The organism is Rathayibacter sp. AY1C2 (assembly GCF_002931195.1).
Taxonomy (GTDB): domain Bacteria; phylum Actinomycetota; class Actinomycetes; order Actinomycetales; family Microbacteriaceae; genus Rathayibacter.
Window position 1 is genome coordinate 11,435 of the sequence record NZ_PSWG01000021.1, and the last position, 19,583, is coordinate 31,017.

A 19,583-nucleotide genomic window follows, 5' to 3' on the forward strand; every position below is an offset into this window, starting at 1 on the left:
CCGCGGAGCCGCGGTGTCGGAACGGGGTGTCCGCTAGCGGACACGTCCTCTTCCGGCTCTTGTCCCGGCACTCTCCCAGGTCGAACATGGGGACCGCCGCCGACATCCCCGATGACGGGCGGCCTCCGCACCGCGACTCCGTACCCGACGGGACCGCGGCCCCGACGCCCGCGCCGTACCCGACGGACCGCGGCGCATCAGCGACCTGAGCCGAACGCGCGCACAGGCGCTCCACCGGCGCGCCGTCCGGCACCCCCGACCGACGACGCTCCGGGCCCCCACTTCCACCTACCCGAAGAGCTCACCCGTGAACCCCAGCACCCCCGCCCGCCCTGGTCCTCCCGCTCCACCCGAGATCCGCCCGCTCCTGACGCGCCAGCAGCGCGTCGCCAGCCCCCGTGCCGTCACCAGCCGCGCCAAGCAGCAGTCGCCCTCGCTCATCATGATCGTGCTCCTCTCCGGCGCCGGCGCTCTGCTCTACGGCGCCTTCCTGCTCAACCCGCGCAACATCGGCGACCCCCTCCCGTTCGCCATCGTCATCATCTGCGAGCTGTACCTGATCGGCCAGGCCGCGCTCACGATGTGGACCGCCCTGTCGAGCACCTACGACCCGCGCGACTCCGCCTTCCACTCCGCTCGAGCGACGCTCTACGGGAGCCCGGTCGACGGCATCCCGATCGGCGAGGACCTCTACCTCGGCCGCCGCCGCATCACCGTCGACGTCTTCATCACGACCTACAGGGAGGACCCCGCGATCATCGAGGAGACTGCCCGTGCGGCCCGCGACATGCGCGGCACCCACGTGACGTGGCTCCTCGACGACGGGGACGACCCGCAGGTCGCCGCGATCGCCGAGCGCCTGGGCGTCCGCTACGTGGTGCGCGAGGACCGCGCGGGTGCCAAGGCCGGCAACGTGAACCACGCGCTCCGTCTGACCGACTCGGACTTCGCCGTGATGATCGACGCCGACTTCGTGACCGTGCCGGAGTTCCTGGAGGAGACTCTCCCCTTCTTCGCCCACGACGACGTCGCCTTCGTGCAGGCCCCGCAGGTCTACGGGAACGCGCACAACTTCATCTCGCGCGGCTCCGCCTACATGCAGATCGTCTTCTACGCCCTCACCCAGCCGGGCAAGAACAAGTACAACTCCGCCTTCTGCGTGGGCACCAACGCCGTCTTCCGCCGCAAGGCCCTCGACGACATCGGCGGGATGTACGAGGGCTCGCAGTCCGAGGACATCTGGACGTCGATCTTCGTGCACGAGCGCGGCTGGCGCTCGATCTTCGTGCCGATGACCCTCGCGGTCGGGCGCACGCCCGAGACGATCGAGGCCTTCGTCCGCCAGCAGGTCCGCTGGGCCGTCGGCGGGTTCGAGATCCTGCTCAAGCACAACCTGTTCTCGCCGAAGCGCCGGCTCACGACCGACCAGCGCGTGCAGTACTTCATGACCGTCACGTTCTACTTCACCGGGATCGTGCCGCTGGGCCTGATCGTGCTGCCCCCGCTGCAGATCTACCTGAACATCACGCCGGTCAGCCTCGAGGTGCCGCTCGTCGAGTGGATCCTCTTCTACTGCGGGTTCTACGTGCTGCAGATCGGGCTCGCGCTGTTCATCATCGGCTCGTTCCGGTGGGAGACGCTGCTGCTGTCGACCGTCACCTTCCCGATGTACACGAAGGCGTTCTTCCTCGCTCTCGCGGGCCGGAAGCCGGCCTGGACCTCGACGGGCGCGACCGGGCAGGCCGCCTCGCCCTTCAACTTCATCAAGGTGCAGATGGTCTTCCTGGTGTTCCTGGCCGCGACCTCCGTCGTCGGCTTCCTCAAGGCGGAGTGGACCGCGGAGTACTCGGTGGCGCTCGCCTGGAACGTCCTGAACACCCTCACGCTCGGAGCGTTCGCGGTGATCGCGGCGCGCGAGCACGTCCTCCTGAAGCGCGCCGCCCAGGCCGAGGTGGTCGCTCCGAGCGGCCCCGCCGCCGCGGGACGCCACGGACTCGCCGTGGGTGCGGCATGACCGCGCTGCGCTGGCTCGGCTTCCTCGCCTCGTGCGCCCTCGCGCTCGGCGTCGCCGCCGCCGGCCTGGTCTACGCGAACAACTCCTCTCTCACCGTGCGGGCGGCAAGCGCTCAGCTCGTCACTGACGAGTACTCGCTGGGGACGCCCTACGCGGGCACGATCCAGGACCTCACGATCTCCCGCGGCGACGCGGTGGAGAAGGGCGACGTGCTCTTCAGCCTGCAGAGCACCGTCCTCGAGTCCGACATGCAGACGAAGACGTTCACCAGCGCCGATGTCGGCTACCGGATCGAGGAGGGCGGCCTGATGGTCTTCACGGCGGCGCTGGACGGCGTGGTCACGTCGGTCGACGCCGAGATCGGCTCCTTCGTCGAGGAGGACCAGATGATCGCGGTCGTCGCGATCTCGGACTCGATCCACCTCGAGAGCGAGTTCGTGCTCGGCGCCCGGGACTACTCGCGGGTCCCCATCGGCGGCACCGTCGCCGTGGCGATGCCGGACGGGACGACCGTCGACGCCGAGATCTACGACGTCGAGGTGGAGCGGTTCCACGAGGGGCGGGCGACGACCGTCATCCGCGCGCGCACCGACGAGATCACGACGCAGGACTACACCGTGGTCGGAGCTCCCGTCGCGGCGGAGGTGCGGCTCCGCGACGACGGCGACGGCTTCGGCGGCTGGCTGGTCGCCCAGCTCGGCAGGCTCTTCACGCCCGGCGGGTTCGCGCGGTGAGGCGCGGGGCGGGGGCGGCCCTCGCTCTCGCCCTCGCGCTCGCGCTCGCGGGCCTCACCGGATGCACGTCCGGCCGCTCCGCGTCCGACTGGGCCGTGGCAGCGTCCGTGCACGCGCGGGAGCTGCCGCAGGTCCCCGGCCCCTACGCGGGGACGCCGCGGCTCGCCGAAGGGGTGCGGCCGCCGACGAACTCGTGGGTGTCCGGACCGGTGTTCGGGGAGGATCTCCCGCTCTACACGGGGATCCTCACCGTCACGCCGCGCGCCGACGGCTTCACCGTGGGCCTCCCGATCGTGGAGGCGGCTCCGCGGACCGTCTACGCCCTCGCCCGGGACGATCTCACCGTGACGGTCCCCTCGAGCGCTGTGGCGCTCTCGGCGTTCGACGACCTCGTCGCGCACTGGAGCCTCGCGGGTGCCGGTGAGCTCGTCGCGGCCGAAGGCTGGCCCTACGCCTCCTACCGGACCGAGAGCGTCCAGACGGTGCTGATCGGAGGCGCCACTTCACCCGAGCGCGTGGCCGACGGCCTGCTCCTGGTCACCGCGGGCGGACAGCGGTACGGGCTGGTGGCGCCCGCCGCCGCCCTCGATGCGTTCCCCCGGATGACGCTGGACGGCACGCTGCTCCTCTTCGCGGTGCCGCCGGGAGCGAGCGGTGCGCGGATCGACGAGCTTCGGCGTCGCGCAGTTCCCCTCGAGGGCGCGAGCGTCTCCCACGACGTCACGGCGAGCACCACCACCACGACCTACGCGCTGCGGACCGAGGGCGGCGCCGAGACGTTCTTCGGCCTCGGGGCCGAGGGGGCGATCGGCTACGACACGCTCTACGGCCGGGTGGGGCTCCGTGCGGGAACGTCGTTCTCCCGCGCCGCCCCCTCGATCGTCGAGTCGGGGGCGCTCGATCTCAGCTCCCTCACGGCCGAGGAGAAGACGACGCTCCGGACGCAGGTGCCGCTCGACGCCGCGGCCACCCGCTTCGCCGCGCCCGACACCTACGGAGCCGGCAAGGAGCTCTTCCGCGCCGCTGCTCTGCACCGTCTCGCCGTCGACCTCGGCCTGGAGGAGGTGGCGGCCGACCTGCACGACCGGATCGCCGCCGAGCTCGACCAGTGGCTCGACCCGCGCGGCTGCGCACCGGGCGCCGTGAAGTGCGTCGTCTACGACCCGGTGCTCGGAGGCGTCGTCGGCTCCGCGCCGTCGTTCGGGTCCGACGCGTTCAACGACCACCATTTCCACTACGGCTACCTGCTCTCCGCCGTCGGGATGCTGGCCGCCGAGGACCCGTCCCTCCTCGAGCGGTACCGGACCGTCGCGGACCTGCTCGCCCTGGATCTCGCCTCTCCCGTCGACACCGCCGAGTTCCCGCGGCTGCGCGTGTTCGACGCGTACCGCGGCCACTCCTGGGCCTCGGGGCTCGCGCCGGCCCGGGACGGCAACGACCAGGAGTCGGTGTCCGAGGCGGTCAACGCCTGGAACGGCCTCGCCCTCTGGGCCGCCGCCTCCGGGAACGCGCCGCTGCTCGAGGAGGCGCGCTGGCTGCTCTCCCTCGAGACGCAGGCGGCCGCAGACCTCTGGCTGAGCCCGGAGACGCCGGTCGGCTTCGAAGCGCCGTTCGTCGCGATCAACTGGGGCGGCAAGCGCGACTACGCCACCTTCTTCGACGCGACACCCTCGGCGCTGCTGGGGATCGAGCTGATCCCGATGCCGCCGTCGACCGCGTTCCTCCCCGACCCCTCGCGGGTCGACGAGCTCGTGGCCGGAGCCCCAGGCGCGCCGCTCGCCGACTACGTGCTGATGCTGCAGGCGACCAGCGACCCGGCCGCGGCTCTCGCGCGGGCGGAGCGCCTGCCGGACTCCTCGATCGACAGCGCCGACTCGCGCAGCTACCTGGTGGCGTGGATCCTCACCCGCTGATCCCGCACAGCCCGCTCAGCCCGCGTGCGCTCCGAGGAACGCGAGCGCCCGCGGCCAGGCGTCGGTCGCCGCCTCGGCCTGGTAGGTCTGCTCGTTCGCGTCGTTGAAGAAGGCGTGGCCCGCTCCCGGGTAGACGACGACCTCGACGTCCTTGCCCTCGGTCGCCTCGCGGAGGCGCGGCACCTGCTCGACGAGGGGAGCGTCCTGATCGCCCAGGAACGCCAGCACCGGCACCTGCAGCGCGCCGAGCTCCTCGGCGGACGCGGTGACGTGCCCGTAGAACGGCACGGCCGCCGCCAGCCGCGGCTCGGCCAGCGCGAGCGCCCACGAGAAGGTGCCGCCGTAGCAGAACCCGGTGACGGAGACGCTGGTCGCGCCCTCCTGGCGCAGGAGCCGCTCGACGAGGGCGCGGAGGATCGCGACGGTGCGCGTCGCGTGCTCCGGAGTGAAGACGGGGGCGAAGAAGGTGCGCAGCTCGACCTGGCGCGGCAGGCGCCGCACCGGGTGGTCGTGGTCGGCGCGCTGCTCCTCGTCGAGCTGCTCGAGCAGGCCGCTGTCGGCCAGGAGCTCGGGGGCGACGACGCTGTAGCCCTCGGCCGCGTAGCGGTCGGCGACCGAGCGGATGTGCCCGTCGACCCCCCAGACCTCGTGGATCAGGATCAGCGCGCGGCCGCCCTCACCGCTGCGGTACACCGGTACGTCGTGCTCGGCCAGGGTCCAGGTCTCATCGCTCGTGGGCATGCTCGCACCCTAGCCCCGGACCCCGGGAGCACGCGTCGTCAGAAGTCGTACTCGCAGTTGCGGAGGTTCGCCACGTCCTCGGTGAGGGTCGGCTCCCCGCCGAGCAGGAACGCGTAGTTCTTCGAGTTGGAGGCCAGGAAGCGCAGCGTCGAGTCGTGCACGCAGTCGCGCTCGGTCAGCAGCACGGACGAGCCCAGGGCCGCCGCCGTCGTCGCTCCCGAGAGGGCGTCGGCGAAGGAGGACCCCGCGGCGAGGAAGACGCTGTCCTGCAGCAGCGACTGGGGGTAGGCGCTGTTCAGCTTGACGCTGGTCTCGTAGCGGTCGCGGCCGGCGATCCTCGAGACCGAGGGGGCGAGGCCGCGACGCGCGAAGTCCGCCACGTACGCGTCCCGGATCGAGGGGTCGCCGCCGAGGAACTCCACGTGCTCCGGCGCCAGGTCGCGCACTGCGGTCTCGGTCGCGGAGTCGGCGCCCGAGGTCGCACCGTCGACCAGCAGCACGGGCTGCGCCCGCCAGCCGGCGATCGGCGCGGCCGACAGGGCGTCGGGGAAGTTCGTGCCGGTCGCGACGAACATGTTCGAGTAGGGGCCGGTGCCGAAGGCGTCTGCGACGATCCGGCGGGAGGTGTCGTAGCGGTCCGTCCCGCCGATGCGCTCGGTGCCGCCGACGATCGAGCGGATCTCGGACAGGACCCCGGGGCTCACGCTCAGCTCGCTGCCGACGACCACGACCCGCTCCGGGCGGAGGCGGCGGATCTCGTCGGAGACGACCCGAGGCAGGCGGTCGGGATCGGTGAGCAGGAGCGCGCCTCCGAGGGCGGCGGCGGCCGGGCCGGCGCTCAGCGCATCCGGCCAGTTCGCCCCGCTGGCCACGTAGAGCACCGGGATGCCCGGGGAGAAGTAGCCCGTCGCCTCCACCGAGGTCGCGTAGCGGTCCGATCCGGCGAGGCGGCCGGTGTACTGCTGGTAGTCGCTGCTCAGCGAGAGGTCGATCCCGGCGGCCGATCCGCCCACCGGGACGCGCACGTCGCCCGCGTCGCCCGAGCGGAGGACGTGGTCCCAGTAGCTGTCGTCGATCACGTCGTCGCGGCTCGACGCCCGGACGAGGTAGTCGCCGGGGACGACCTGCTGGAACGAGTACGGGTTGTCGCCGCCCGTGATCAGGTCGAGCTCGCCGGTGCGGAAGTAGCCGTCGGTTCCCGGGTCGCGGTACCAGATGTCGACGCGCTGGTCGCCCGCGACGCCGCTCAGGCGTCCCTCGAGCGACCCCAGCCGTGCGGTGCGCAGCTGCACGCCGGCCGCCGGGGCCTGGAGCGGCTCGGCGCTGCGGGCGACGGCGCTGCCGCCGGACCAGAGGTCGGCGTACAGGTCGGCGTTGTCCTTGATCAGCAGGTAGTAGGTCTGCCCGGCGGTGAGCCCGTCGATGCTGAAGGTGAGGTCGCCGGCGACGGAGTGGTTCCCGAGGAGCCCCGCCTCGCTCGACCAGACCTCGACGTTCAGGAGGGCGCCGCGGGGGGTGGTGGTCGCGATCGAGCCGTCGGCCTCCTCGACCACGACACGGCCGCTGATCGACGCCGCAGCGCTCGCACGGGCGGCGCTCGGCGCCTCATCCGGCACGGCGGGCAGGGGGGACTCGGCGCTGGGCTGCCAGAGCGGCTGCCCCTCGGGGAGCACGATCGAGCGGGGCGCGTCGGAGGCGGCGACGGGGGCGGCCGACGGCGCGGCCGCCGATGCGGCGGAGGCGAGCGGGCTGGAGCTGATCGCCAGGGCGGCGACGAGGACCGCGGAGGCGGCGGACCTCAGAACGAGCGGGGACACGGCGGAGTGCCTGCTTCCAGGAGGAGGTCGCCCTGCGGTCGACCCGGCGGAGGGGATCGCGCTCATGCTAACGGCGGCCCGCGTCCCGTCGTCCTCCCCGATCAGGGGTCAGGAGACGGGCGGCGTGACCAGGATGTCGTCCCACTCCAGAGCGCGCTCGAACCGGAAGCCGTGCCGCTCGTAGAGGCGGCGGGCGTCGCTGCGCTTCAGCACGTCGAGGCGGAAGGGCAGGCCCGGCCTCGCCTCCTCCGCCATCACCCGGCGCAGGACGGCGCCGCCGACACCGCGGCCCTGCGCGTGCGGCGCCAGGTAGAAGTGCTCGATCCAGACCGCGTCCGGCTCGACCCGCGCGGCGATGCTCCCGGCGAAGGCGCCGTCGAGCTCGATCACCCGGGTGAGCTCGGGCCGGTAGCCGTCGAGGAAGCGGTGCCGCACGCGGTGCTCGTCGTAGCGGTCGAGCGTCTCGAGCGACGGGCGCATGACGACCGCGCGCAGCTCGGCGATCGCCGCGGCGTCCTCCGCGGTCGCGGGGCGGAGCGACCAGTCGGCGTCGTCGGCCACGGTCAGCGGCCGCGGGGCTTGCGGGTGCGCCGCACCGCCGGCGCGGACGCCGTGGCGCGGGCCGGCTTCTTCTTGCCGCCGCCGGCCCTCTCCGCCTTCTCGCGCGCCTCCCGCGCCTTCGCCTTGGCGGCCTTCGCCCGCGACTCGACCTTCGGCGTCGCGGCGGTTCCGCGCGTGGTGTTCGCGCTGCGGCCGCGGACGACTCCGATGAAGTCCTCGACGTCGTCGCCCTTGTCGTCCGTCACCCAGGCGAGGCGGACGGAGGAGGGAGCGACGCCGGTCACCGGCACCGCGGTGACGTCCTTGCGGCTGTGCACGCGCGCCACCGACTGCGGCACGATCAGCACGCCCACGCCGGCCGCGACCTGCTCGACCGCGTCGTCGAGGCCGGCCATGCGCGGCAGCGGGCGCCGCGAGCCGTCCGCGAGCTCCTCGGCGACCGCGGCCCACTCCGGCACGTCCTCCGGATCCTGGAGGAGGTGCTCGCCGGCCAGCTCGGCGACGTCGAGCTCGTCCGCGGCGGCCAGGGCGTGCTCGCGGCCGACGACGGCGACGGGCTGCTCGTCGTAGAGATGGATGGAGCTGAGGGCGGAGGAGGAGACGTCGCCGCGGACGAACGACAGCTGCGCGCGGCCGTCGAGCAGCGCCTGCTCCTGATCGCGCTCGGCGACGACGGTGATGCGCAGCGGGAGATCGGAGCGGCGCTGGCCCCAGACGCGGGTCCACTTGGTGGGGGTGACGCCGGGCACGAGGGCGACGGCGAGCACGGGGCCGGCGGGGACGGCGTCCTCGGCGTCGGAGTCGGCGTCGTCGGAGTCGTCGGCGTCGTCGACATCGCTGTCGTCGGAGTCGCTGTCCTCGGCGTCGAGATCGTCGGAGTCGAGGTGGTCGGAGTCGAGGTGGTCGGAGTCGCCGTCCTCGGAGGCGCCGTCCGTGTCGTCCGACTCGGTTCCGGCTCCGGCGCCGACCGCACCCGATCCGGCCGACGCGTCGTCCGCCGTCGCGTCCGCCCCGCCCTCCGGACGCCCCTCCGCCTCGGGAGCGGCCTGCGGGTCGACGGTCTCGGGCTGCTCGCTCATCCCCTCAGGGTAGGTGGTCCGCGCCGCGCCGGTAGGGTTGCCGCATGGCCAAGGCGACACAGACGATGAAGGCTGCGACCGCGGCGAAGAAGCTGCAGGTCTACCTGCCCGCGACCCCGGAGGAGTTCCAGGAGTCGGCGATCACGCGCGAGCAGTACGACGAGCTCGCCGCAAACCCGCCCGCCTGGCTCGTGCAGCTGCGCGAGGAGGGGCCGCACCCCCGCTCCGTCATCGCCTCCCGGCTGAACGTCTCCATCTCGGGGCTCGCCCGCGGCGGCGTCACCGAGGCGCTGACCACTCCCGAGATCCAGGCCCTGCTCGACGAGGTCCCCGAGTGGCTGCGCGTCGAGCAGAACCGCTACGCGGAGGTCCGCCGCGAGCAGGCCCGCATCAAGTCCGAGCGCGCCGCCAAGGCCGCCGACTGACCCCACCCCCGCCTGCAGGACCCCGATCCGGCGCGCGCGACGTGCGCTGCGGGCCGGAGCGGGATCCCGCCGAGGGGAGCCGCGCGGCTACTGGTTCGAGAACGCGGCGTCGAACGACGCGGTCGGGGTCCTCCAGAGCAGCGAGCGGATGAAGCCGACGGCCTCCTTCGCGCCGTGGAGGCGGTCCATCCCGGCGTCCTCCCACTCGATGGAGATCGGGCCGGAGTAGCCGATCGACTCCAGCGCCCGGAACGCGTCCTCCCACGGGACGTCGCCGTGCCCCGTCGAGACGAAGTCCCAGCCGCGGCGCGGGTCGCCCCAGGGCAGGTGCGAGCCGAGCACGCCCGCGCGGCCGTTCTTCGGGCGCAGGCGGGTGTCCTTGCAGTCGACGTGGTAGATCCGGTCCTCGAAGTCGACGATGAAGCCGACCGGGTCGATGTCCTGCCACATCATGTGCGACGGATCCCAGTTGAAGCCGAAGGCCGGGCGGTGCCCGATCGCCTCGAGGGTGCGCACGCTCGACCAGAAGTCGTAGGCGATCTCGGACGGGTGCACCTCGTGCGCGTAGACCACGCCGTTCGCGTCGAACTCATCGAGGATCGGGTTCCAGCGGGTCGCGAAGTCCTCGTACCCCTCGTCGATGACGGAGGCCGGCACCGGCGGGAACTGCGCCACGTAGGGCCAGATCTTCGAGCCGGTGAAGCCGACGACCACGTTCACGCCGAGCTTGCGGGCGACCCGCGCCGAGCGCTTCATGTCCTCGGCGGCGCGCTGCCGCACCCCCTCCGCGTCGCCGTCGCCCCAGGTGTAGTCGCGCACGAGTGCCTTGTGGCGGAAGTCGATCGGGTCGTCGCAGACGGCCTGGCCGGTGAGGTGGTTCGAGATGGCGAAGACCTCGAGGCCGTAGCGGTCGAGGATCTCCAGACGCGAGGCGGCGTAGGCGTCGTCCTCGTCCGCGCGCTTGAGGTCGAGATGGTCGCCCGAGGCCGCGATCTCGAGTCCGTCGTAGCCCCACTCGGCGGCGAGTCGGGCGACCTCCTCGAAGGGCAGATCGGCCCACTGGCCGGTGAACAGCGTCACGGGGTGGGTGGCGGGGTAGGTCTTCTCGTCGCTCATGCGGCGATCTCCGTCCGGTCGTCGGCGGCGGGCACGGTCACCCAGACGCCTGTCTCGGCCGCGTCGAGCACGGCCTCGGTGATGCGCGCCGCGCGGAGGCCGTCGGCGAAGGTCGGCAGACCCTCCACGTCGGCGCCCGCCACGGCGGCGTAGGTGTCGCGGGCGAACGCCGTGAAGGCGTCCTGGTAGCCCATCGGATGACCGCTCGGCACGATCGAGAGCCGGGCCGCATCGGGCGCGAGGATCGAGGCGTCGCGCGGCACCAGGAGGGCGCTGTCGCGCCGGCCGACCCACAGCGTCTCGGGGAGCTCCTGCTCGAAGCGCAGCGACTCCTCCAGCCCGGACACCTCGAGCACCAGCTCGTTGCGGTGGCCCGCGGTGACCTGCGAGACGAGGAGCGTGCCGACGGCGCCGCCCTCGAGCCGGACGATCAGGCCGGCCACGTCCTCGGTGGTCACCGGGCGGCCGCCGCGCTCGGCGTGGACGGTGCTCGTGATCGCGGCGAGCGAGTCGATCCGGTCGCCGGTGACGAACTCCAGCAGGTCGACCAGGTGCGAGCCGATGTCGCCGAAGGCGCGCGAGCGGCCGCCGGCGGCCGGGTCGACGCGCCAGTTGTCGTCGGAGGCGCCCAGCAGCCAGTCCTGGAGGTAGCTCCCGCGGACCGTGACCAGGCGGCCGGTCTCGCCGGAGGCGACGCGGGCACGGGCCTCGCGCACCATCGGGTGGAAGCGGTAGGCGAACGGGACGGTCGCCACCACGCCGGCGGAGGACGCGGCCGCAGCGAGCGACTCCGCCTCCCGCAGCGTCGCGGCGAGCGGCTTCTCGCACACCACGTGCTTGCCCGCCTCGATCGCCGCGAGCGCGAGTGCGGCGTGCGTGGCGTTCGGGGTGCAGACGTGCACGAGGTCGATGCTCTCGTCCTCGATCAGGGCCCGGGCGTCCGGGTAGGCGCGCTCGACGCCGAGCTCGGCCGCCGCCCGCTCGCCCTTCTCCGGGGTGGAGGAGGCGACTCCGGCGAGCACCGCTCCGGCGCTGCGGGCCGCGCGGCTGTGCACGGCCGCCATGAAGCCGCCGCCGAGCACGCCGACGCGCAGGGGCGCGGGCATCAGGAGAGGGTCGCTTCGGTCGGGTCCCAGCTCTCGGGCAGTGCGGGGCGGGGCGTCACGGAGCTCGTGACGAGGACCTTCTCGCCGGTCTCGGCGGCCTCGAGGAGCGAGAGCATCACGTCGGTGACGTGGTACGCGAGGTCTCCGGAGGCGGCCTCGGGGCGGTCGGCCCGGATCGCACGGGCGAGCTCGAGCACGCCGGTGCCGCGGGAGGCGGTCGAGCCGGTCGCCGCGATGACCTCCGGCTCGGCGGACCCGCGGCGGTGCAGGGTGATCTCTCCGTCGTGCTGGTTCGGGTCGGGGAGGACGAGGGTGCCCTCGGAGCCGTTGATCTCGACGAAGCCGGTGCGCGGCAGGCTCGACTCGAAGCTCCACACGCCCTGGGCCGAGGCCCCGGACTCGAAGCGGAGCAGCCCGCCGATGTGCGTCGGGATGGTCACCGGGAACTCGGTGCCCTCCTTCGGGCCGGAGCCCACCACGCGGGTGGCGCGGGCCTGGGACGAGACGGCGGTGACGCTCTCGACGGGGCCGAGGTTCTGCACGAGCGTGGTGATGTAGTACGGGCCCATGTCCAGCAGCGGTCCACCGCCCTCGGCGAAGAAGAACTCCGGGTTCGGGTGCCACGACTCGGGGCCGGGGCCCTGGAAGAGGGTGAGGGCCGAGAGCGGCGTGCCGATGGCTCCGCTCTCGATCACGCGCTGCGCCGTCTGGAGGCCCGCGCCCAGGAAGGTGTCGGGAGCGGTCGCGACGCGCAGCCCCTTCTCCTTGGCCAGCGCGAGCAGCTCGATCCCGCTGTCGCGGTCGAGCGAGAAGGGCTTCTCGGTCCACACGTGCTTGCCCGCCTCGACCGCGCGGCGCGCGACCTCGACGTGCGCGGCCGGGATCGTGAGGTTGACGACGATCTCGATGCCCTCGTGCGCGAGGAGCTCCTCGACGGTGCCGGAGGCGGGGACGCCGAAGGCCTCGGCCTGGGTCCTCGCCCGCTCGAGGTCGATGTCGGCGACGAAGAGCACCTCGAGGTCGGGGAAGACGGTGAGGTTGGTCAGGTACTGGGTGCTGATGTTGCCGGCGCCGATGACGCCGACGCCCACGCGGCCGGTGCCGCTCATGCGCCGAGCCCCGAGACGTAGCGGTGGGCCGACTCCAGGCCCTCGAAGATGTCGCCGGCGTAGGCGTCGAACTCCAGCACGGGCAGGGCCTGCGGAGCGGCGGCGAGGATCGCCGGGACGTCCATCGCGCCCTCGCCCGCGGGCAGCTGCTCCTGGGTGTCGGCCGAGATCGGGCCGTCCTTCACGTGCAGGAAGCGCACCTGGTCGCCGAGGCGTCCGAGCACCTCGACCGGGTCGTCGCCGCCGACGGCCGCCCAGTAGGTGTCGAGCTCGAGGACCATGCGCGAGTCGAGCAGGCTCGCGAGGTGCTCGAAGGCGCTGCGGCCGTCGACGCGGTTCTCGAACTCGAAGGCGTGGTTGTGGTAGCCGAGCACCAGGCCGCGGGCGGCGGCGGAGTCGACCAGCGCGTTCAGCTCGTCGGCGATGCGGGCGACGTCGTCCGCGGTGGTCCAGCGGGTCGGGTCGACGAAGGGGTCGATCACGGTCTCGACGCCGAGCGAGGCGGCCGTGTCGAGGATCTCGTCGACGGTGGCGTCGCCCTGCGGGCCGAGGAGGCGCGCGTGGGCGCTGGGAGCGCGCAGTCCGCTGGCCGGGAGCGCCGCGCGGTAGGCGTCGGCCAGGTCGACGAACCCGAAGAGCTCGACCGTGGTGAAGCCGATCGCCGCGAGGCGGTCAAGGGTGGCGGGCAGATCGGCCGCGAGCGGCTCGCGCACCGAGTACAGCTGGACAGAGAGGTCTGGGGGTGTGGCCACCGGTGGGGCTCCTGATCGCATCGAAAGGTGTGCCTCGAACCCTACGCGGACTTTTGCTCACGGACAAGCAAAACTAGCCCTGCGCGCCCGCCAAGTCGGGCACCCGCCGCACAGAAGCACGGGCGCTGTGGTTGACTCTGGCCATGTCCCCGCGCCGCCGCATCACCGTCAGCGCGGTCGGCGAGCTCCTGCTCCTGCTGGCCGACGGGGCGCCCCGGACGCGGGCCGACGTGGTCGCCGAGACGGGCCTGCCGCGCGCGGCCGTCTCCGCTCAGCTCGACGTCCTCACCGCCTCCGGCCTGGTCGCCCGGCAGGACGACGCCCCCTCCTCCGGAGGCCGTCCCGCCGCCCGCGTGGCCTTCGACCCCCGGGCGCGCAGCCTCCTCGCCGTCGACCTGGGCGCCGCGCACGCCGTCGTCGCCCTGACCGACCTCGACGGCACGGTCCTCGCCCGCCGCCGCGAGAGCATCGCCATCGCCGACGGCCCCCTCGCCGTCCTCGGCCACGCCCTCGACGTCGCCGCGGCCCTGCTCGGCCGGACTCCGGCGGCCGGCCCGCTCGCGGGAGTCGGCGTCGGCGTCCCCGGACCCGTCGAGCACGCGACGGGCCGCCCGGTGAAGCCGCCGATCATGCCCGGCTGGGACCGCTTCGACATCCCGGAGTTCGTCGGCCGCCGCCTCCCCGTGCCCGTCCTCGTCGACAACGACGTGAACCTGCTGGCGCTCGGCGAGCACGCCGACCACTACGCCGACGTCGACGACCTCCTCTACGTGAAGGTCTCCACCGGCATCGGAGCCGGGATCGTCAGCGGCGGCGCCCTGCAGCGTGGAGCCCTCGGAGCGGCGGGCGACCTGGGCCACGTGCAGGTCCCCGGCGACCGCGGCGAGGCCGACCTCGAGGCGATCGCGAGCGGCTCGGCGATCGCCCGCCGCCTGACCGAGTCCGGGATCGACGCCGCCAGCACCTCCGACGTCGTCACCCTGCTGACCGGCGGGGACCCCACCACCGTCGAGCTCACGCGCGCCGCCGGCCGCGACATCGGCGAGGTGCTCGCCACCTGCGTGAACCTCCTGAACCCGTCCGTCATCGTCGTCGGCGGCAGCATCGCCCAGGCCAGCCACGAGGTCCTCGCCGGGGTCCGCGAGGTCGTCTACCGCCGCTCCCTCCCCCTGGCGACCCGCGCGCTCGACATCGTGCAGGCCGCGGCCCAGGGCGGAGGCGTCCGCGGCGCCGCCCTGATGGTCCGGCGCCACCTCCTCTCCCCCGCGCACGTCGACGCCTTCCTCGACGCCTGAGCCGCCGGCGCGAGCCGTCGCGCCCCGGTGAGACGCCGCGGGTCGGCGTGCCGATTCGACCGGGCGCCGCAGGGGGCAGAGAATGAATCGGTGCCCGACCTGCAGCTCTCCTTCCCCTGGGAGACGCAGCCCGTCTTCACGGACGCCGAGCCCCCGCACCTCCGGAGGGTCGTCGCCGACTCCTCGGACCGCGTCGCCTGGCTCCGCGCCCGCTCGCGCGGCATCACGGCGACCGACGTCGCCCGCCTCTCCTCCCCCGCCGCGATCGGCAAGGCAGCGCTCGACAAGCTCTACGGCACCGGCTTCGGCGGCAACGCCTTCACCGACCACGGCCGCGCCCGCGAGCCCGAGATCGCCGCCTGGGTGCGGAGCGAGCACGCGATCGAGCCCAGCAGCACCCTCTTCCACGCGAGCCAGGAGCGGCGCCACCTCGCCACGCCCGACGGCATCGGCCTCCGCGAGGACGGCCGGCTCGAGCTCTGCGAGATCAAGACCACGACGAAGCCGTGGCGGAGCATCCCGCGCCACTACCTGCGGCAGGTCTTCTGGCAGCAGTACGTCCTCGGCGCCGAGCGCACGCTCGTCGTCTGGGAGCAGCACCGCGACTTCGTGCCGATCGAGGGCGAGCCGAACTCCCGCTGGGTCGACCGCGACGAGGACGAGATCCACATCCTCGTCCGCCTGGCGGGGATGCTGATGGCCGAGCTGCACGAGCGGACGCGCGCCCGGTGACGGTCCTCCTCCTGCACGGCCTGGGCGGCGACCGCTCCCAGCCGCTGGGGCTGCTGCGCTCCGCCCTCCCCGCCGGCAGCGAGGTCATCGCTCCGGACGTCCGCGCCCACGGCGCCTCCGAGCTGCTCGGCGCGCCCGGCGACTTCGCCCTCGAGGCGCTCGCCGACGAGGTGACGGAGGAGGTCGTGCGCGCCGGAGCCGCGCACAAGCCGCTCACGGTGCTCGGCATCTCGATGGGCGCGGCGATCGCCCTGCGCCTCGCGGTCAGACGCGTGCTGCCGATCGACCGCGCCGTCTTCGTGCGTCCCGCCTTCACCGCCGAGCCGCTGCCCGAGAACCTCACCGTGTTCCCCGTCATCGCGCAGCTGCTGCACGACCACGGCGCGAAGCGCGGCGAGCGGATGTTCCGCGCCTCGGGCCTGTTCGCGCGCGCCGCCGAGGTGTCCCCCGCGTCGGCGGAGGCGCTGACGCTGCAGTTCCGCTCCCCGCGCGCGGCCGAGCGCGCCGTCCGGCTCGCCCAGATCCCGCGGAACGCCGCCTACCGCGACTCCGGAGAGCTGGGCGAGGTCATCGCGCGCACACTGGTGATCGCGGCCGAGCGCGACCCCGTGCACCCGGTCGAGGTCGCGGAGGCGTGGGCTAGGGCTCTTCCGGATGCGGACTGCGAGCGGGTGCCGTCGCGGGACGAGGGCTTCGCCGCTCAGCAGGACCGGATCCGCGGGCACGTCCGCGGCTGGCTCGCTCACCGCTGAGGTCCTCGAGCGCGAGCACCAGGCCGACGAACGCGAGCCAGAGCACTGCGATCGCCGTCGCCACGAACTCGAGCGTGCCGCCGAGCCGCAGCCACACGCGCAGGAGCGACAGGATCCCGCCCGTCCCGGCGACGACCGCCACCGAGATCCCGGCGGCGAGCGAGAGCCGCGCGACCGCAGGGCGCCCCCGCACGGTCGCCAGCTGGAGCATCGCGGCGCAGGCGGCCCCGAAGCCGAGGACGGCGGCCGAGGTGTGGATGAGGTCCTGCCAGCGGAAGGCCGGCCCGACCGGCAGCGGGCAGCCCGCCGTGCAGGTCACCTGCGAGGCGAGCGCGAAGCAGGCGGCCGCCAGGAGGATCGCGCCCGCCGGGCGGAGGGCGGGGAGCAGGCGGGCGCGCACCGGCCAGGCGCCCGCGGCGATCAGCGCGCCGCCGGCCGCCACGAGCAGAAGAGCGGCCTCGAAGGCGCCCGCCGTCGGCAGGTCCGGCGCGCCCATCTCGCTGACGTAGACCCAGCGGCTGGTGCCGATGCTGATCCGGGCGGCCAGGAGGACCACGAGCCCGGCCAGGACAAGGAGGGCACCGCCGACCAGCAGGGTACGTCGGCGTCGCATCCCCTCATCGTGCCAGACCGGGCGCCCGCGGCTCCGCGCGCCAATCTTCTCCCGAGGGTGACACCCCCGTAACAGCGCCGACTCATTGCCTCGATTGACTGGTCGCGGCGTCGGATGCGGGGATCGGGGGCGACGTCCTCGGCACGCTCCACCCGCACGCCTCAGCGACAGGAAAGGCGACGATGCACACCAGCGCGCTCGGGCACGGCCTCGCGATCGGCGAGATCCCGGAGGAGGTCGTCCTCCCCGACACGATGACGGCGGCGGTGATCGACGCGCCGGGCGACGCCTCCGCCCTGCACCTGGCGACCGTGCCGACACCCTCCGCCATCAACGCCGAGTTCACCGTGAAGGTGGTCGCGGCCGGCGTGAACCCGCTCGACGCGAAGACGCGCGCGGGCCAGGGGGTCGCCTCGCAGATCGCCTCCTACCCTGCGGTCCTCGGCCACGACTTCTCGGGCGTCGTCGTCTCGAGCCCCTACCCGGCGCATCCGCTGCGGCCGGGCGACGAGGTCTACGGCTTCGTCATGGTGCCGCGCTACTCGGGCTCCTACGCGGAGTACGTCAGCGTGCCGAGCGTCTCCATCGCGCGGAAGCCGTCGACGCTCTCGCACGTCGAAGCGGCCGGCGTCCCGCTCGCGGCGCTCACCGCCTGGGGCATGGTCGTCGAGCTCGCCAAGGCGCACGAGGGCCAGCGGATCCTCATCCACGCCGGGTCGGGCGGAGTCGGCCACTTCGCGGTGCAGTTCGCCGCCTACTTCGGCGCCTCGGTGATCGCGACCGGCTCGACCCGCAACCTGCAGTGGCTGCACGAGCTCGGCGCCGCGCAGGTGATCGACCACACCGCCGAGCGCTTCGACGAGCTGCTGTCCGGCGTCGACGTGGTCATCGATCTGGTCGGCAACGTCCACGACGACACGGGCTCGCGCTCGCTGAGGGTCCTCCGCCCCGGGGGCCTGATCGTGAACGCGCCCACCGGGAGCTGGCCCGGGTTCTTCGAGGAGGCGGCCGCTGCGGGCGTGCGCGCCTCCACCTACCGCGTCGCTCCCGACGGGGCGACCCTCGGCGTGGTCTCGCGCCTTCTCGAGTCGGGCGACGTCCGCGTCTTCATCGACGGCATCTTCCCCCTCGCCCGCGCCTGCGAGGCGCACGAGCAGCTCGAGACGGGCCACACCCGCGGCAAGATCGTCCTCACCGTCTCCGAGGGCTGACCTCGGCGAGATGCCGCTCCGGTACGCCACGCGGAGCGTGTCGCGTACCCGGGCGGCGTCTCGCGGGGAGGGTCAGGAGAGAGAGCGCTCGAGGACGAAGTCGTCCTCCCAGCGGTCGCCGACGAGGAAGCGCTTGCGGCCGACGACCGCGAAGCCGTGCTTGGAGTAGAAGTGCTGAGCGCGCGCGTTCTCCTCGTTGACGCCGAGCCAGACGCCCGCGGCACCGTGAGCCCGCGCCTCCTCGAGGGTCGCGGCCATCAGCGCGGCCGCCGCTCCGGAGCCGTGCCGGCCGGGCAGGAGGTAGAACTTGCTGAGCTCGACGGTCGGACGCAGCCGGATCGCCGCGACGACGTCGGCGTCGGCGGGCTCCCCGCGCACGAGCATCGCGTAGCCGGTCAGCGCGCCGGAGTCGTCGTCGACCAGGAGCGAGCGGAGCGGATCGGCGAGGTGGTCGCGGAAGCGCTCGACCGAGAGCACGGTGCGCACGAACTCGGCCTTCGCCTCCGCGGTGGTGTGCGGCGGGCAGGCCAGCGGGAAGGTCGCGGCGGCCAGCTCGGCCAGGGCCTCGGCATCGGCGGCCGACGCGCGGCGGACGGTCACGGGAGGCGCGGCGGAGTGGAGCGGCGGATCACCGGTCCAGTATGCCGGGAAGACGAAGGAGGGGGCCCGCCGAAGCGGACCCCCTCCTCACGTCAGTGCGTGCTCGGCTCAGGCCAGGACGTTGACGTCCAGCGGGATGCCGGGGCCGAAGGTCGTCGAGACGGCGGCCTTCTGGATGTAGCGGCCCTTCGAGGAGGACGGCTTGAGGCGGAGGATCTCGTCGAGCGCGGTCTTGAAGTTCTCCTGGAGCTGCTCCTCGGTGAACGCGGCCTTGCCCACGACGAGGTGCACGTTGGCGTGCTTGTCGACGCGGAACTCGATCTTTCCGCCCTTGATCTCGGTCACGGCCTTCGCCACGTCCGGGGTCACGGTGCCGGTCTTCGGGTTGGGCATGAGGCCGCGGGGGCCGAGCACCTTTCCGAGACGGCCGACCTGGCCCATGAGCTCCGGGGTCGAGACGGCGGAGTCGAACGAGGTGTACCCGCCCGCGACCTTCTCGATGAGCTCGGCGCCTCCGACCTCGTCGGCACCGGCGGCCAGCGCGGCCTCGGCGGCCGGACCGGTCGCGAACACGATGACGCGGGCGGTCTTGCCCGTGCCGTGGGGCAGGATGACCGTGCCGCGGACCATCTGGTCGGCCTTGCGGGGGTCGACACCGAGCTTGAGGGCGACCTCGACGGTGCTGTTGAACTTGGCGGAACCGGTCTCGCGGGCGAGCGCGACGGCCTCGTCGGCCGTGTAGAACTTGCCCTCTTCGAGCTTGGCCGCGGCGGCCCGGTAGGCCTTCGACTTCTGTGCCATGTTGTTTCTCCTTGAAACGAGAATGTGGTTCTAGAGCCTGGCGGGCTCTCCCACGGGGGTGATGGAGTTCTAGTGGTGCCGCGATCGCGGCCGTGACTGCTGCTCGCGGGAGGCGGAGAGGTCGTGCAGAGGCGTTTCCGGACCGGGCGTGCGACCCCGCTGAGGGGCCGCCGTCGGGTTCTCGAGGCTTCCGCGGTGGGTCCGCGCCGGTG

Annotated in this window: 19 protein-coding genes; 8 read left to right on the forward strand and 11 right to left on the reverse strand. The window is 73.3% G+C overall.

The genetic code is table 11. The features are described 5' to 3' along the window. The first annotated feature begins 307 nt into the window (after positions 1-307). The 3 genes from C5C55_RS13245 to C5C55_RS13255 are packed head-to-tail and all read left to right on the forward strand — an operon-like array spanning position 308 to position 4,661. Complete coding sequence (locus tag C5C55_RS13245) at positions 308-2,014, forward strand: glycosyltransferase family 2 protein (RefSeq protein WP_104234225.1); 1,707 nt, start codon at positions 308-310, stop codon at positions 2,012-2,014. Continuing rightward, positions 2,011-2,748 (forward strand): biotin/lipoyl-binding protein, encoded by a 738-nt coding sequence (locus C5C55_RS16660; protein ID WP_104247768.1) that lies wholly within the window; start codon positions 2,011-2,013, stop codon positions 2,746-2,748. Before C5C55_RS13245 ends, C5C55_RS16660 begins: the two co-directional genes overlap by 4 nt. Continuing rightward, positions 2,745-4,661, forward strand: a complete 1,917-nt coding sequence (locus tag C5C55_RS13255; protein WP_104234226.1) for a glycosyl hydrolase — start codon at positions 2,745-2,747, stop codon at positions 4,659-4,661. The genes C5C55_RS16660 and C5C55_RS13255 overlap by 4 nt, the downstream gene beginning before the upstream one ends. A 15-nt stretch (positions 4,662-4,676) precedes the next feature. Here the strand turns inward: C5C55_RS13255 and C5C55_RS13260 are convergent, their stop codons facing one another. From C5C55_RS13260 to C5C55_RS13275, 4 genes are all read right to left on the reverse strand, one after another. Next, positions 4,677-5,402, reverse strand: a complete 726-nt coding sequence (locus tag C5C55_RS13260; protein ID WP_104234227.1) for a dienelactone hydrolase family protein — start codon at positions 5,400-5,402, stop codon at positions 4,677-4,679. A 38-nt stretch (positions 5,403-5,440) separates the two neighbouring features. After that, entirely contained in the window at positions 5,441-7,219 is a 1,779-nt protein-coding gene (locus C5C55_RS13265; protein WP_104234228.1) for a cell wall-binding repeat-containing protein, read from the reverse strand. Positions 7,220-7,327: 108 nt separating this feature from the next. Beyond that, positions 7,328-7,780: a GNAT family N-acetyltransferase gene (locus C5C55_RS13270; RefSeq protein WP_258065459.1), complete on the reverse strand. Its 453-nt coding sequence runs from the start codon at positions 7,778-7,780 to the stop codon at positions 7,328-7,330. Between the two features lie 2 nt (positions 7,781-7,782). Further along, on the reverse strand, positions 7,783-8,859 hold the full coding sequence (locus tag C5C55_RS13275) for a LysR substrate-binding domain-containing protein (RefSeq protein WP_104234229.1): 1,077 nt from the start codon (positions 8,857-8,859) through the stop codon (positions 7,783-7,785). Between the two features lie 44 nt (positions 8,860-8,903). Here C5C55_RS13275 and C5C55_RS13280 point away from each other — a divergent pair, with 44 nt between their 5' ends. After that, positions 8,904-9,284: a DUF5997 family protein gene (locus C5C55_RS13280; RefSeq protein ID WP_104223641.1), complete on the forward strand. Its 381-nt coding sequence runs from the start codon at positions 8,904-8,906 to the stop codon at positions 9,282-9,284. Positions 9,285-9,371: 87 nt separating this feature from the next. Here C5C55_RS13280 and C5C55_RS13285 read toward each other — a convergent pair whose 3' ends face one another. From C5C55_RS13285 to C5C55_RS13300, 4 genes are read right to left on the reverse strand one after another with little or no spacing between them, the layout of a single operon-like run. Further along, positions 9,372-10,400, reverse strand: a complete 1,029-nt coding sequence (locus C5C55_RS13285; protein WP_181067858.1) for a sugar phosphate isomerase/epimerase — start codon at positions 10,398-10,400, stop codon at positions 9,372-9,374. Then, on the reverse strand, positions 10,397-11,506 hold the full coding sequence (locus C5C55_RS13290) for a Gfo/Idh/MocA family protein (RefSeq protein ID WP_104234230.1): 1,110 nt from the start codon (positions 11,504-11,506) through the stop codon (positions 10,397-10,399). Before C5C55_RS13290 ends, C5C55_RS13285 begins: the two co-directional genes overlap by 4 nt. After that, the gene (locus tag C5C55_RS13295; protein ID WP_104234231.1) at positions 11,506-12,615 is read right to left on the reverse strand and encodes a Gfo/Idh/MocA family protein; all 1,110 of its coding nucleotides are present in this window, start codon (positions 12,613-12,615) and stop codon (positions 11,506-11,508) included. The genes C5C55_RS13290 and C5C55_RS13295 overlap by 1 nt, the downstream gene beginning before the upstream one ends. Next, positions 12,612-13,367, reverse strand: a complete 756-nt coding sequence (locus tag C5C55_RS13300; protein WP_258072561.1) for a sugar phosphate isomerase/epimerase — start codon at positions 13,365-13,367, stop codon at positions 12,612-12,614. The genes C5C55_RS13295 and C5C55_RS13300 overlap by 4 nt, the downstream gene beginning before the upstream one ends. A gap of 143 nt (positions 13,368-13,510) precedes the next feature. On the opposite strand from C5C55_RS13300, the gene C5C55_RS13305 reads away from it, so the two are divergent. The 3 genes from C5C55_RS13305 to C5C55_RS13310 all read left to right on the forward strand — a co-directional run bounded on the left by C5C55_RS13305 (position 13,511) and on the right by C5C55_RS13310 (position 16,146). Beyond that, positions 13,511-14,662 carry an ROK family transcriptional regulator gene (locus tag C5C55_RS13305; RefSeq protein WP_104223637.1) on the forward strand — a complete coding sequence of 384 codons (1,152 nt, stop codon included), beginning with the start codon at positions 13,511-13,513 and terminating at the stop codon, positions 14,660-14,662. A gap of 99 nt (positions 14,663-14,761) precedes the next feature. After that, a complete protein-coding gene (locus tag C5C55_RS16360) occupies positions 14,762-15,394 on the forward strand; it encodes a YqaJ viral recombinase family protein (protein WP_104223661.1) in 633 nt (210 codons plus the stop codon). Then, on the forward strand, positions 15,391-16,146 hold the full coding sequence (locus C5C55_RS13310) for an alpha/beta fold hydrolase (protein ID WP_181067859.1): 756 nt from the start codon (positions 15,391-15,393) through the stop codon (positions 16,144-16,146). Before C5C55_RS16360 ends, C5C55_RS13310 begins: the two co-directional genes overlap by 4 nt. On the opposite strand, the gene C5C55_RS13315 is transcribed toward C5C55_RS13310, so the two are convergent. Further along, on the reverse strand, positions 16,034-16,759 hold the full coding sequence (locus tag C5C55_RS13315; protein WP_104234233.1) for a DUF998 domain-containing protein: 726 nt from the start codon (positions 16,757-16,759) through the stop codon (positions 16,034-16,036). The two genes, C5C55_RS13310 and C5C55_RS13315, sit on opposite strands and share 113 nt — an antisense overlap. A 182-nt stretch (positions 16,760-16,941) precedes the next feature. Here C5C55_RS13315 and C5C55_RS13320 point away from each other — a divergent pair, with 182 nt between their 5' ends. Then, complete coding sequence (locus C5C55_RS13320; protein ID WP_374952914.1) at positions 16,942-17,970, forward strand: NADP-dependent oxidoreductase; 1,029 nt, start codon at positions 16,942-16,944, stop codon at positions 17,968-17,970. Between the two features lie 72 nt (positions 17,971-18,042). On the opposite strand, the gene C5C55_RS13325 is transcribed toward C5C55_RS13320, so the two are convergent. Continuing rightward, positions 18,043-18,570, reverse strand: coding sequence for a GNAT family N-acetyltransferase (locus tag C5C55_RS13325; protein ID WP_104234234.1), 528 nt, complete (start codon positions 18,568-18,570; stop codon positions 18,043-18,045). Between the two features lie 108 nt (positions 18,571-18,678). Beyond that, complete coding sequence (rplA, locus tag C5C55_RS13330; protein WP_104223633.1) at positions 18,679-19,371, reverse strand: 50S ribosomal protein L1; 693 nt, start codon at positions 19,369-19,371, stop codon at positions 18,679-18,681. Between the last annotated feature and the right edge of the window lie 212 nt (positions 19,372-19,583).